10 protein-coding genes and 6 tRNA genes are annotated in these 12,881 nt (G+C 65.7%); all 16 read left to right on the top strand.

Annotation, left to right across the window (positions count from 1 at the left end; genetic code table 11):
* Positions 1–9 precede the first annotated feature (9 nt).
* The 16 genes from folC to ABG80_RS11810 all read left to right on the top strand — a co-directional run bounded on the left by folC (position 10) and on the right by ABG80_RS11810 (position 12,877).
* The gene (folC, locus tag ABG80_RS11885; RefSeq protein WP_058087854.1) at positions 10–1,365 is read left to right on the top strand and encodes a bifunctional tetrahydrofolate synthase/dihydrofolate synthase; all 1,356 of its coding nucleotides are present in this window, start codon (positions 10–12) and stop codon (positions 1,363–1,365) included.
* A gap of 33 nt (positions 1,366–1,398) precedes the next feature.
* Entirely contained in the window at positions 1,399–2,247 is an 849-nt protein-coding gene (locus tag ABG80_RS11880) for an SPOR domain-containing protein (RefSeq protein WP_058087853.1), read from the top strand.
* Between the two features lie 22 nt (positions 2,248–2,269).
* On the top strand, positions 2,270–2,815 hold the full coding sequence (locus ABG80_RS11875) for a CvpA family protein (protein ID WP_235513838.1): 546 nt from the start codon (positions 2,270–2,272) through the stop codon (positions 2,813–2,815).
* Positions 2,816–2,879: 64 nt separating this feature from the next.
* Complete coding sequence (gene purF / locus ABG80_RS11870; protein ID WP_058087852.1) at positions 2,880–4,409, top strand: amidophosphoribosyltransferase; 1,530 nt, start codon at positions 2,880–2,882, stop codon at positions 4,407–4,409.
* Positions 4,410–4,466: 57 nt separating this feature from the next.
* Positions 4,467–5,765 (top strand): O-succinylhomoserine sulfhydrylase, encoded by a 1,299-nt coding sequence (locus ABG80_RS11865; protein ID WP_058087851.1) that lies wholly within the window; start codon positions 4,467–4,469, stop codon positions 5,763–5,765.
* A 29-nt stretch (positions 5,766–5,794) separates the two neighbouring features.
* Positions 5,795–7,261: a glutamate--tRNA ligase gene (gltX, locus tag ABG80_RS11860; RefSeq protein WP_058087850.1), complete on the top strand. Its 1,467-nt coding sequence runs from the start codon at positions 5,795–5,797 to the stop codon at positions 7,259–7,261.
* Positions 7,262–7,387: 126 nt separating this feature from the next.
* Positions 7,388–7,463 (top strand) — tRNA-Ala (locus ABG80_RS11855).
* Between the two features lie 77 nt (positions 7,464–7,540).
* A tRNA-Glu gene (locus ABG80_RS11850) sits at positions 7,541–7,616 on the top strand.
* Positions 7,617–7,665: 49 nt separating this feature from the next.
* Positions 7,666–7,742 (top strand) — tRNA-Asp (locus ABG80_RS11845).
* 85 nt (positions 7,743–7,827) lie between these two features.
* Positions 7,828–7,903, top strand: a tRNA-Ala gene (locus tag ABG80_RS11840).
* A 60-nt stretch (positions 7,904–7,963) separates the two neighbouring features.
* Positions 7,964–8,039, top strand: a tRNA-Glu gene (locus tag ABG80_RS11835).
* A gap of 52 nt (positions 8,040–8,091) precedes the next feature.
* A tRNA-Asp gene (locus tag ABG80_RS11830) sits at positions 8,092–8,168 on the top strand.
* Positions 8,169–8,398: 230 nt separating this feature from the next.
* Entirely contained in the window at positions 8,399–9,787 is a 1,389-nt protein-coding gene (locus tag ABG80_RS11825) for a phosphomannomutase/phosphoglucomutase (RefSeq protein WP_058087849.1), read from the top strand.
* Positions 9,788–9,807: 20 nt separating this feature from the next.
* Complete coding sequence (locus tag ABG80_RS11820) at positions 9,808–11,163, top strand: 3-deoxy-D-manno-octulosonic acid transferase (protein WP_235513837.1); 1,356 nt, start codon at positions 9,808–9,810, stop codon at positions 11,161–11,163.
* Between the two features lie 111 nt (positions 11,164–11,274).
* Entirely contained in the window at positions 11,275–11,832 is a 558-nt protein-coding gene (locus ABG80_RS11815; protein WP_058087848.1) for an FxDxF family PEP-CTERM protein, read from the top strand.
* Positions 11,833–11,962: 130 nt separating this feature from the next.
* Positions 11,963–12,877, top strand: a complete 915-nt coding sequence (locus ABG80_RS11810; RefSeq protein ID WP_058087847.1) for an EpsD family peptidyl-prolyl cis-trans isomerase — start codon at positions 11,963–11,965, stop codon at positions 12,875–12,877.
* The last annotated feature ends 4 nt before the right edge of the window (positions 12,878–12,881 follow it).

Below are 12,881 nucleotides of genomic sequence, written 5' to 3'. Positions count from 1 at the left end.
AACCCATCCATGTCTCCCAAGCCCCGCACCCTCGAAGACTGGCTGGCCCATTGCGAACGCCTGCACACCGTTGGCATCGACATGGGCCTGGAGCGCGTGGGCGGGGTCTGGCGCCGCGCGAGCGTCACGCTGGGAACGCCGCTTGGGCAGGAACCGGTTGATGGGGCCCCGGTGGTCTTCACCGTGGCGGGCACCAACGGCAAGGGCTCGACCTGCGCCATGCTGGAGCGCATCCTGATCTCGTCGGGTTTCCGTGTGGGGGTGTACGGCTCGCCGCACCTGGTGCACTTCGAGGAGCGCTGTCGCGTCAACGGCGAATTGGTCAAGGCCGATGAGCTGCTGCCGCATTTCGAGGCCATCGAGGCCGCGCGCGGCGACATCCCTCTGACCTACTTCGAGTTCACCACCTTGGCCATCCTGCGCCTGCTGGCCACGGCTGGGCTGGATGCTGTCATCCTGGAAGTTGGGCTGGGTGGCCGGCTCGATGCCGTGAACGTGGTTGACACCGATTGCGCCGTCATCACCAGCATCGACCTGGACCACATGGACTACCTGGGGCCCGATCGCGAGAGCATCGGCCGAGAGAAGGCCGGCATCATGCGCTCGGGCCGCCCGGCCGTGGTGTCCGACCCGCAGGCGCCCAACAGCGTCGTGCAGCACGCCGAAAGCCTGGGCGCCGACCTGTGGTTGTTCGGACGCGACCACAACTACGCGGGCGATCGCCAGCAGTGGTCCTGGGGCGGGCGCAACAAGCGCTTCAACGGCATGGCCTACCCATCGCTGCGGGGCGCCAACCAGTTGCTCAACGCCTCGGGTGTGCTCGCTGCGCTGGAGGCCACCCGCAACCGGCTGCCGGTGTCGGCGCAGGCCGTGCGCACGGGCCTGGCCACCGTCGAGCTGCCGGGGCGCTTCCAGATCATCCCGGGTCAGCCCACGCTGATCCTGGACGTGGCGCACAACCCGCACGCGGCGGCGCAGCTGGCGGTCAACCTCGACCAGATGGGGTTCTTTCCGCGCACGCATGCTGTTTGGGGTGCCATGGCCGACAAGGACCTGGCTGGCATGGTGCACAAGCTGCGCCCCCTGGTGGACGCCTGGTACTGCTGCGACCTGCCCACGGCCCGGGCAGCCACCGCCGAGCAATTGGTGCAAGCCATCGAGGCGGATGCCGCTGTGCGCCCCTCGGTGACGGCGCCCAAGGCGACCCTCAGCCGACACGCCGACCCCATGGCCGCGCTGCATGCCGCCCTGGCCGCAGCAGACCCCACGGATAGAATCTTGGTTTTCGGATCTTTCTACACGGTCGGGGGCGTCATCGATGCCGGTCTGCCACGTTTGAATGCGCCCCACATGCCTGGCGCCTGAGTCCCTTTGGTCGTTTTCACCTCGTCCTAGCGCATGCCTTTGCCTTCCTTCCTCGAGCGATTTCGCCGTGCCGCCAGCGGGACCACGCCGGCCGCTCGCGCGCCCTCGCCATCGGACGTCGAGGCCCTGCGCACCCGGGCGCGCCGTCGCCTGATCGGCATGGTGGTGTTGGTGGGCGCGGGCGTGCTGGGCTTGCCATGGCTGTTCGAGACGCAACCGAGACCGATGTCGCCCGATGTCCGCATCGTGCAGGCCGGGCCGCACGCCTCAGCCGATGCCGAGGCATCGGCCCGGTCCACCAGTGGCCGGGTGGCGCAGGCGCAGCCGCGAGAGGCTCGTGTGGTCAACATCACGCCGCCCGTCGACACGTCAGATGCGCCGGGTGCGTCGGGTGCAAACACGCAGTCGCCCGCCAAGGCTCAGGCGGATGCGCAACCCGATTCGCGTGAGGAGGGCCGCACCGATGACGGCGCGAAGGCAGCGCCCAAGGTCTCACCGGCTGAAATCCCCCGTCAGCCGGACAAGGCGGCCGCGAAGCCTGCCGACAAATCCGCTGCCAAGGTGCCGGATAAGGCCCCTGACAAGCCCGCGAAAACAGCCGTCAAGCCGCCTGAAAAAGCCGCTGACAAAAAGCCCGATCCCAAGGCAAGCGACGCCCGTTATGTCGTGCAGTTCGGAGCCTTTGCCGACGTCAACGCTGCCCGCGAGGCCCGCCAGAAGGCCGAGCGCATGGGCCTGAAGACCTACGCTCAGCAGGTGGACACCCCGCAAGGCAAACGCATCCGTGTGCGCCTGGGCCCCTTTGCCGACAAAGCCGAGGCCGACAAGGCCCTGGCCACCCTGCGCAAGGGCGGGCTCAACGGCAACGTCCTGACGCTCTGAAGCGGGAAAGGCGAGCTGCACCGTGGAGGGCATCACCCCCATCACCACCTTGTCGTCGGGCCCGGCCTGGACCTGGTTGGACATCGCCCTGCTGGCCGGTTTGCTGGGGTCGGTTGTGCTGGGCGCCTGGCGCGGCCTGGTGACCGAGTTGCTGGCCCTCATGGGCTGGGTCGTGGCCTGGTTGGCGGCTCGTTTCCTGGGCGCCGATGTCGCTCGCCACGTGCCTGTGGGCCAACCGGGCGACCAGCTCAACGTGCTGTCGGGCATGGTCCTGGCGTTTGTGGGGGCCTGGCTGGCCTGGGCGTTGCTGTCCTGGGGCATCTCGAAGCTCATCCAGGCTTCGGGTCTGGGCGGATCAGATCGTTTGCTGGGGGCTGTTTTCGGCCTGCTGAGGGGGCTGCTGGCGGCCCTTGCCGTGTACGTGCTCGTGAGCATGACGCCGGTGGCGCAAGCCGATTCGTGGCGCGCTTCACGGGGCGTGGCCTGGCTTGGCACCGTTCTGCAGGGGCTTCGCCCCATCCTGCCTCCCGAGGTGGTCCAATTCCTGCCGGCGCCCTCGATGCCTTGATGGCGGCGGACTGAGTTTTTTTGACATTTGATTTTCCGGATTCAGGTCCGGTGTGAGGTGAACCATGTGCGGCATCGTGGGTGTGATTTCGAAGACGCCCGTCAACCAGCTGATCTATGACGCGCTGCTGCTGCTGCAGCACCGTGGCCAGGACGCCGCCGGCATCGTGACCGCCGGCCCCGACGCGCACGGCCGCAAGTTCTTCATGCACAAGGCGCGCGGCATGGTCAAGGACGTCTTCCGCACCCGCAACATGCGTGCGCTGCCGGGCACCGTGGGCCTGGGCCAGGTGCGTTACCCGACCGCCGGCAACGCCTTCAACGAAGAAGAGGCCCAGCCCTTCTACGTCAACGCGCCTTTCGGCCTGGTGCTGGTGCACAACGGCAACCTGACCAACGCACACGATCTGCGCAAAGAGCTGTTCGACATCGACCGCCGCCACCTCAACACGGACAGTGACACCGAGGTGCTGCTCAATGTGTTCGCGCATGAGCTGGAGCTGGCGGGCCGCGACCTGCCGCTGACCCCGGCTGCCGTTTTCAAGGCCGTGCGAGCTGTCAACAAGCGCATCAAGGGCTCCTATGCCGTGATCTGCCTGATCGCAGGCTATGGCCTGGTGGCCTTCCGCGACCCCTTCGGCATCCGTCCGATGTGCTACGGTGAGGCCGACCTGCCCGAGGGCCGCGAGGTCATGGTCGCCAGCGAGTCGGTGGCGCTGGAAGGCACCAGCCACAAGTTCGTTCGCGACGTCGCCCCTGGCGAAGCCCTGTTCATCGACCTCGACGGCGTGGTGCACGCGGAGCAATGTGCCGAGAAGGCCGTGCTCAACCCCTGCATGTTCGAGTACGTCTACCTGGCTCGCCCCGACTCCACCATCGACGGCGTATCGGTCTACCAGGCTCGCCTGAACATGGGTGAGACCCTGGCCCAGCGCGTCATCTCGACCATGCCCCCGTCCGAGATCGACGTGGTCATCCCCATTCCCGAATCGAGCCGCCCCTCGGCCATGCAGCTGGCCCAGAAGCTCGGCAAGCCCTACCGCGAAGGCTTCGTCAAGAACCGCTACGTGGGCCGCACCTTCATCATGCCGGGGCAGGGCGCGCGCAAGAAGTCCGTGCGCCAGAAGCTCAACGCCATCGGCCTGGAGTTCAAGGGCCGCAACGTGCTGCTGGTCGATGACTCCATCGTGCGCGGCACCACCTCCAAGGAAATCGTGCAGATGGCCCGCGAGGCCGGCGCCAACAAGGTCTACCTGGCTTCGGCCGCGCCGCCGGTGCGCTTCCCCAATGTCTACGGCATCGACATGCCCACCAAGAGCGAACTCGTGGCCCATGGCCGCTCGCTCGAAGAGGTGCGTCAGATCATCGGCTGCGATGCCCTGATCTATCAGGATGTTGACGCCATGAAGAAGGTGGTTGGCCGCCTGAACCCCAAGATCCAGGGCTTCGAGGCCTCCTGCTTTGACGGCACCTACATCACGGGTGACGTCAGCGCCGAGGACTTCGCCGCCATCCAGTCGCAACGCCTGACGCAAAAGGGCGAAGAAGAAGCCATCAACTCACGCCTGGCCCTGCAAAGCCACAGCGACGAGTGAGGCAGAACCTTGATCAGAGCCCTGGCTTGCGCGCAGGCCGGGCTCAGAGGAGGCCGCATGGCCAAGTCCGATAACCAGACCGACGACAAGAAGCGCCTGCCCCGCAAGGACCTGCCGCCCGATGCCCGCATCGAGACGCTGTCCGTGCGCGAGGGCTTGCCGCCCACGCAATGGGGTGAGAACTCCGAAGCGCTGTTTTTGACCAGCAGCTTCAACCACCCCGACGCCGCCACGGCCGCTGCGCGCTTCGCCAACGAAGAAGAAGCGTTCGTCTACACGCGCTTCACCAACCCCACCACGATGATGTTCGAGCGCCGCCTGGCTGCGCTCGAAGGCACCGAGGCGGCCATCGCCACGTCCAGCGGCATGAGCGCCATCCTGCTGCTGGTCATGGGCCTGCTCAAGTCGGGCGACCACATCGTGTGCTCGCAAAGCGTGTTCGGCTCGACCATCACCTTGCTGCAGACCCAGTTCGGCAAGTTCGGCATCGAGACCACCTTCGTGTCCCAGACCGATGTGCAGGCCTGGCGCGCTGCCATGCGACCCAACACCAAGCTGCTGTTCGCCGAGACACCCAGCAACCCGTTGACCGAGGTCTGTGACATCGCCGCCCTGGCCGAGATCGCGCACGCCGCAGGCGCCTTGCTGGCCGTGGACAACTGCTTTTGCACACCCGCGCTGCAAAAGCCCGTCGACCTGGGTGCCGACCTCGTCATCCACTCCGGCACCAAGTACCTCGATGGCCAGGGCCGCGTGCTCGCCGGTGCCGTCTGCGGCCCCGACGCCATCATCAATGGCCCGCTGATGAGCACCTTGCGCGGCGCAGGCATGACGCTGGCGCCATTCAATGCCTGGGTCGTGCTCAAGGGCCTGGAGACGCTGTCCATCCGCATGGCCGCGCAAAGCGCCAATGCCTTGAAGCTGGCGCAATGGCTGGAGCAGCAGCCGCAGGTCGACCAGGTCTACTACCCCGGCCTGCCCAGCCACCCGCAACATGCGCTGGCCATGAAGCAGCAAAACGGTTGCGGTGGCGCGGTGGTGTCGTTCACCACCAAGCCCGCGCAGGGCGCCATCACCGTGCCGGCGCCCGCGGTGCTGAGCGATGACGCCAAGCGCCTGCGCCAGGCCGCCTTCCACGTGATCGACCACACCCGGCTGTGCTCCATCACCTCGAACCTGGGCGACACCAAGACCCTCATCACTCACCCGTCGAGCACCTCGCACGGTCGCCTCACCGAAGACCAGCGCCTGGCCGCCGGCATCACGCAGGGCATGATCCGCGTGGCCGTGGGCCTGGAGCACATCGATGACCTCAAGGCCGATCTGGCCCGTGGCCTCGACACCCTGAACGCCTGAACGGCGCCTGAAGATCACCTGATCCCCACATGTCCCAAGTCCGCACCCGCTTTGCCCCGTCGCCCACCGGCTTCATCCACCTGGGCAACATCCGCTCGGCCCTCTATCCCTGGGCCTTCGCGCGCGCCAACAAGGGCGTCTTCATCCTGCGCATCGAAGACACCGACGAGGAGCGTTCCTCGCAAGCCGCCGTCGACGTCATCCTCGAAGGCATGCAGTGGCTGGGCCTGAACCACGACGAAGGCCCGTTCTACCAGATGCAGCGCATGGACCGCTACAAAGAGGTCGTGCAGCAGATGTTCGACAAGGGCCTGATCTACCCCTGCTACATGAGCTCGGCCGAACTCGATGCCCTGCGTGAAAAGCAGATGGCCAACAAGGAAAAGCCCCGCTACGACGGCACCTGGCGCCCCGAGCCCGGCAAGACCCTGCCACCCGTGCCAGCAGGCGTCAAACCCGTGCTGCGCTTCAAGAACCCGCAAGGCGGCAGCGTCGTGTGGGAGGACAAGGTCAAGGGCCGCATCGAGATCAGCAACGACGAGCTCGATGACCTGGTGATCGCGCGCCCGGCGCCCGAGGGCAGCGACAGCATCGTCGGCACGCCCACCTACAACTTCTGCGTCGTGGTCGACGACATGGACATGGGCATCACCCACGTCATCCGCGGTGACGACCACGTCAACAACACCCCGCGCCAGATCAACATCCTGCGCGCATTGGGGCAAGAGCCGCCCGTCTACGCCCACCTGCCCACCGTGATGACCGAAACGGTGGACGAGCACGGCGAAAAGCACGTCTCCAAGATGTCCAAGCGCCACGGCGCCAAGGCCGTCACGCAGTACCGCGACGAAGGCTTCCTGGCCGACGCCATCGTCAACTACCTGGCCCGCCTGGGCTGGAGCCACGGTGACGACGAGATCTTCTCGCGCGCCCAGTTCATCGAGTGGTTCAACCTCGACCACCTGGGCCGCAGCGCCAGCCAGTTCGACGAAGCCAAGCTGCGCTGGGTGGCCCAGCAGCACATGAAGACCGCCGACGACGCGATGCTGGCTGGCCTGGTGCGCGAGCAGTTCGCTCGACGTGGCGTGAGCCTGCCGGCTGCCTTGGCCGAAGGGCAGGGCGGACAGGGTGATGACAGCCGCCTGGCCGCCATTTGCGCCCTGTTCAAGGACCGCTGCGCCACGACCGTGGAGCTCGCCGACTGGCTGAGCATGTACGTGGCCGACGTCACCCCGCCCGCACCAGAGCTGGCCGAGAAGCTGACCGATGCCGTCAAGCCCGCTGTCGCCGGCCTGGCCGCCCGCTTGGCCACCTGCGCCTGGGAGCCCGCGGCCATCGCGCAAGCCATGAAGGACACGCTCGCCGAGTTCGGCCTGAAGATGCCGCAATTGGCCATCCCGGTGCGCCTGCTGGTGTGCGGTCGTTCGCAGACGCCTTCGGTCGATGCTGTGCTGGCGTTGTTCGAGCGTGACGCAGTTCTGCAACGACTGCGTTGAGGTGCCCGCTACTTGTGCTGAGCGCAAAAACCGGTATATACTCGCGGTCTCGCTTGATACGACGCTTTGTTTGAAACAAAGCAGCCGGGCAAAGCCGAAAGAAGGCAACGCAAGACGCCATCTGACGGGGGTATAGCTCAGCTGGGAGAGCGCTTGCATGGCATGCAAGAGGTCAGCGGTTCGATCCCGCTTACCTCCACCAATCAACCTTCGGGTTGTTCGGTGACCAGGTTGCACTTGGGCCAAGCACAGCGTCTGTCAGGTTGGTGAAGGATCAAAGTCCCCTTCGTCTAGAGGCCTAGGACACCACCCTTTCACGGTGGCTACAGGGGTTCGAATCCCCTAGGGGACGCCAAGTTTGACGGCGCTTGGATTGAGCAATCAATCGAAGTCGTCACCGACGCGGAGTGGTAGTTCAGTCGGTTAGAATACCGGCCTGTCACGCCGGGGGTCGCGGGTTCGAGTCCCGTCCACTCCGCCAAGTATTTGATGGCGTTGCTGGTGACACAGCAACGTCGAAACGAGTCAGTCTCGGTGCCAGCGCGGCGCCCTGTGTGGTGACACAAGGGGGTATAGCTCAGCTGGGAGAGCGCTTGCATGGCATGCAAGAGGTCAGCGGTTCGATCCCGCTTACCTCCACCATCCAACCAGGCGTCGCCGGTATCGGGGTCGCTTCGTTTCACGACAATTCGATTTGACGGAGTCCCCTTCGTCTAGAGGCCTAGGACACCACCCTTTCACGGTGGCTACAGGGGTTCGAATCCCCTAGGGGACGCCACAAGTTTTGACGGCGCTTGGACTGAGCAATCAGTCGAAGTCGTCACCGACGCGGAGTGGTAGTTCAGTCGGTTAGAATACCGGCCTGTCACGCCGGGGGTCGCGGGTTCGAGTCCCGTCCACTCCGCCAAAATGCAAAGCCCTGATGGTTCTCCATCAGGGCTTTTTGCTTTGAGGCTCAGGCTGTGGGGCTCCTTGGCTTGCCTGGCCATCCGGGCCAACTGTCACACGCCCCCTGCATCCTCGGGGCGTCCAGCGCAGGTGGCCCCCGTCTTGCTCCCTACAATGCCGGCAACGGGAGGGGCGCCACACGATGCCGCTCGAAGCCAGTCACACCTCATCCAGATAAAAAGGATCACCATGCAAGTCGCCGCTTCCATCTTCAAGGCCTATGACATCCGAGGCATCGTCGGGCAGACCTTGAACGAAGCCGTGGCCGAACACCTGGGCCGTGCCTTTGGCACCGAGGCGCTCAAGCTCGGCGAAAAGGCCGTGGCCATCGGCCGCGATGGCAGGCTCTCCGGCCCTTCGCTCAGTGGCGCGCTCATCAAGGGACTGCGCAGCACCGGCATCAACGTCATCGACCTGGGCGCCGTCACCACGCCCATGCTGTACTACGTGGCCGCCACGCGCGCTGACCAGGGTTGCCACAGCGGCATCCAGGTCACGGGTAGCCACAACCCCAAGGACTACAACGGCTTCAAGATGGTGCTGGCTGGCCGCGCCATCTATGGCGACGACATCCAGGGCTTGCGCCAACGCATCGAGGCCGAAGACTATGCACAAGGCCAGGGCAGCCTGAGCACCCTTGATGTGCTGGGCGAGTACACGCAGCGCATCGTGGGCGATGCCAAGCTGGCGCGTCCGCTCAAGATCGTGGTCGATTCCGGCAACGGCATCCCGGGTGCTTCGGCGCCGGGCATCCTGCGCGCACTGGGTTGCGAGGTCACCGAGCTGTACTCCGAGGTCGATGGCGACTTCCCCAATCACCACCCCGATCCCTCCAAGCCCGAGAACCTGCAGGACCTCATCAAGGCTGTGAAAGAGCAGGGCGCCGACCTGGGCCTGGCCTTCGATGGCGACGGTGACCGCCTGGGCGTGGTCACCAAGGAAGGCAACAACATCTTCCCCGACCGCCAGATCATGCTGTTCGCGCGCGACGTGCTCAGCCGCGTGCCTGGCGGCAAGATCATCTTCGACGTCAAGTGCAGTCAGCAACTGGCCGTGGCCATCCGTGCCGCCGGTGGCGAGCCCCTGATGTACAAGACGGGCCATTCGCTCGTGAAGGCCAAACTCAAGGAAACGGGTGCGCCGTTTGCGGGCGAGATGAGCGGCCACATCTTCTTTGCCGAGCGCTGGTACGGCTTCGATGACGCGACCTACACGGCCGCACGCCTGCTCGAAATCCTCTCGAAGGTGCCAGACCCCAGCGCCGTGCTCAACGCGCTGCCCACCAGCCACAGCACGCCGGAGCTCAACGTTCCCTGTGCCGAAGGCGAGCACCACGCTGTCATCGAAAAGCTGCGCCAGACCGCCAAATTCGAAGGCGCCGAGCTCACGACAATCGACGGCCTTCGTGCTGACTACGAAGACGGTTTTGGTTTGGTGCGCGCCTCCAACACCACACCGGTGCTGGTGCTGCGCTTCGAGGGCCAGACGCCCGCCGCGCTGGAGCGCATCCAGGCGCACTTCATGGCTGCCATCCTGGCGGTCAAGCCCGACGCCCACGTGGGCGCGTCCGCACACTGAGCGCCCGGATCGCCCAGACCTTGAGCGTTTTGCCGACACCTTTGCCTACGCCTTTGTGGGCCTGGCTGGCCCGCCAGTTGTATTCGACCCTGCTGCGGCTGGGCACGCCTGCCTACCTGTGGCGGGTCTGGTCGCGCGGGCGGCAAGAGCCGGGCTACCGGCGCTGGTGGCAGCAGCGCCTGGGCTGGCAAAGCGGCCCGGCTTGGTCTCGCAGCGGCCAGGCCCCTGTGGTCTGGTTGCATGCGGTCTCCCTGGGTGAGACCCGGGCTGCCACGCCGCTCATCCAGGCGCTGCGAGCCAGCTTGCCCGGCATGCGCTTGCTGCTGACCCACACCACGGCCACCGGTCGCGACGCTGGGCAGCCATTGATGACGCCCGGCGATGCCCAGGCGTGGCTGCCTTTCGACACCCCTGGTGCGGTGCGGCGCTTCCTGGCGCATTACCAACCCCACGTTGGCGTGTTGATGGAAACCGAGGTCTGGCCGAACCTGATGCACGGCGCTCACTGCCTGGGCATCCCCATGGTGCTGGCCAATGCGCGCTTGAGCGACAAGAGCCTGCGCCAGGGCGAGCGCTTCGCTTCGTTGCTGAAACCGGCGGCCTCTGCCCTGAGCCTGACCCTGGCTCAGACCGAGGGCGACGCGGCCCGTTTGCGGCAGATGGGGGCCCATCCTGTGGAAGTGATGGGCAACGTCAAGTTCGACATGACCCCGCCTGCGGCATTGCTGGCACGGGGGCGCGCCTGGCGCGATGCCCTGGGGCGGCCCGTTGTGCTGGCGGCCAGCACCCGCGAGGGCGAAGAGGCTTTGCTGCTCTCTGCCTGGCGCAAGCTGCTTGATGAGATGCCGGCGAGTTCGGCGCCCAGGTTGATGATCGTGCCGCGTCACCCTCAGCGGTTTGACGAGGTGGCCGCTGCCATCGAAGCGATGGGGTGGCGGGTGTCGAGGCGCAGCGCATGGGGCCCGGCTGGCTGCGATGCCGTACCGGATGCCCATGCCTTGTCGGCCGATGTCTGGCTGGGTGACAGCATGGGAGAGATGCCCGCGTACTACGCCTGCGCCGACATCGGTCTGCTGGGCGGCAGTTTTGCCCCCCTGGGCGGGCAGAACCTCATCGAAGCAGCGGCCTGTGGTTGCCCCCTCGTTCTGGGCCCTTCGACCTTCAACTTTGCCGAGGCGGCAGAGCAGGGGTTGGCCGCTGGGGCGGCTTGGCGCGTGGCCAATTTTGACGAGGGGTGTCGGCGCGTGTGGCAAGCCTTGCAAGGCGGCGCTCTCCCTGCTTCGCGGGAGGCTGCTTTGACGTTTGCCGCCAGCCATCAGGGGGCAGCCGTCCGGATGGCCCTGGCGATCAAGCCATTCTTGCGTCAAGTGAAATAAAGGGTAAACGCGGATTGGTCGCTGTGCACGATGGCACGCAAACGGGGGATAACAAACGGAAACATTTCCCGATATCGTTCACCCATCAACAGTTCCTTCGGGAGAAGAACAATGAACGGTCTGCACAAGTTCCTCGGTGGCGTCGTCGCCTCCACCGTCCTGGCGGCTTCGGCTTTCGCCCAGGTCACCACCACCACGAACCTCGGCCAACTCTCGTCCACCCCGACGAACTTCGGCAACACGTTCAACAAGTCGCTGGACTTCAGCGACGTCTACACCTTCTCCATCGCCAGCAACGGCTCGGTGGGCGTTACCACGAACGACGCCAGCACGTTCCGCGCCTTCATCGACTTCCGCGATGTGGACATCACCAGCCTGATCCTCTACAAGGGCACGACCGCCAGCCCGGTCACCGTGCTGGACTACGACCTGTACGTCCCCCAGTACAACACCTTCACGTTCTCTGGCCTGACCGCCGGCACTTACTCGCTGGCCGTCAATGGTCACGTGACCCTGGGTGCAGGTTCGTGGGACACGGCTTCTTACGCCGGTCAGATCTCGACCACCGCTGTGGCCTCTCCCGCCCCTGAAGCTTCCGACGTCGCCATGACGCTGGTGGGCCTGGCTGGCGTGGGCCTGATGCTGCGTCGCCGCAAGCAACAAGCTTGATTCGGGTTAGATGATCGATGAAACGGGCCTTCGGGCCCGTTTTTCTTTGGCTCTTCGCATCGTGACGCCGAGCAACCGGATCCACCATGTGACAAGATGCCAAGCTGTCATGGCAACGAGGTGAAAGCACATGGTGCGATGGAGCAAGGGGCGGTTGGTGCTGGGCGCGAGCCTGGTGGCGATGCTGACGTTGGCGGGCTGCAACCGCGGCGGCGGCGCGGGAGGTGCGGTGGATTCGCAAATCGCGGCGCAGGTCAACCAAGGCGAGATTTCCGTTCACCAGGTTCAGGCCTTGCTGCGAGCCCAGCCTGGGGTCGCGGCGCAATGGGGCGAGAAGGCGGCCGACCGCGCCCTCGACGTGTTGATCGAGCAGGAACTGGCGGCCCAGGCCGCTGCCAAAGCTGGCCTCGACAAGCAGCCGCAGGTGATCCAGTCGCTGGCGCTGGCGCAGCGCGAGGTGTTGGCTCGGGCGTTCCAGGATCAGCTTGCTGAAAAGGCCCGCTTGCCTGACACGGCGGCGATCAACAACTACTACGACGAGCACCCTGAGCTGTTTGCTCAGCGCAAGGTGTATCAGCTGGAAGAAACCGTGGTCAGGCCAGGCTCGGCGAGCGAAGCCGATGCACTCGTGCGCGAGTTGCCGGCCCTGGCCAACCTGGAAGCGCTGAACCTGCACTTGACGGCCAAGGGCTTGCGAAAGGCCTCTCAACGGGTCACCGTGGCTGCAGAGAACGTGCCCATGGACTGGTTGCCCAAGCTGGCGCAGTTGCCCGTTGGGCGCTCTCTGGCCTCCACCCGTGGTGACGCGGTGGTGGTCTGGACGCTGATCGCCGCTGAAGAAGCTCAAATGCTGCTGGCCCAGGCCAAACCCGCCATCCAAGCTGCGTTGGTGCGCCAGGCGCGCCAGCAAGCCGTCCAGGAAGGCATGAAGAAGCTGCGCGATGAGGCGAAGATCGAGCGGAAAGCCACGTCGGCTGCTGCAGCGAGCGCTGGGACGGCCGCTTCGGGGGCCTCTGAGGCCGCTTCGCCCGTCCCTCAGCCTTGAGGGC

The sequence above is a fragment of the Aquabacterium parvum genome, from assembly GCF_001447195.1.
Lineage (GTDB): Bacteria > Pseudomonadota > Gammaproteobacteria > Burkholderiales > Burkholderiaceae_C > Aquabacterium > Aquabacterium parvum.
This window is presented reverse-complemented; position numbering and strand designations above follow the sequence as displayed.

Excerpts from the sequence above, each read along its gene's own strand:
- folC (WP_058087854.1), top strand. The coding sequence starts at position 10 with ATGTCTCCCAAGCCCCGCACCCTCGAAGACTGGCTGGCCCATTGCGAA.
- ABG80_RS11880 (WP_058087853.1), top strand. The coding sequence starts at position 1,399 with ATGCCTTTGCCTTCCTTCCTCGAGCGATTTCGCCGTGCCGCCAGCGGG.
- purF (WP_058087852.1), top strand. The coding sequence starts at position 2,880 with ATGTGCGGCATCGTGGGTGTGATTTCGAAGACGCCCGTCAACCAGCTG.
- ABG80_RS11865 (WP_058087851.1), top strand. The coding sequence starts at position 4,467 with ATGGCCAAGTCCGATAACCAGACCGACGACAAGAAGCGCCTGCCCCGC.
- gltX (WP_058087850.1), top strand. The coding sequence starts at position 5,795 with ATGTCCCAAGTCCGCACCCGCTTTGCCCCGTCGCCCACCGGCTTCATC.
- ABG80_RS11825 (WP_058087849.1), top strand. The coding sequence starts at position 8,399 with ATGCAAGTCGCCGCTTCCATCTTCAAGGCCTATGACATCCGAGGCATC.
- ABG80_RS11815 (WP_058087848.1), top strand. The coding sequence starts at position 11,275 with ATGAACGGTCTGCACAAGTTCCTCGGTGGCGTCGTCGCCTCCACCGTC.
- ABG80_RS11810 (WP_058087847.1), top strand. The coding sequence starts at position 11,963 with ATGGTGCGATGGAGCAAGGGGCGGTTGGTGCTGGGCGCGAGCCTGGTG.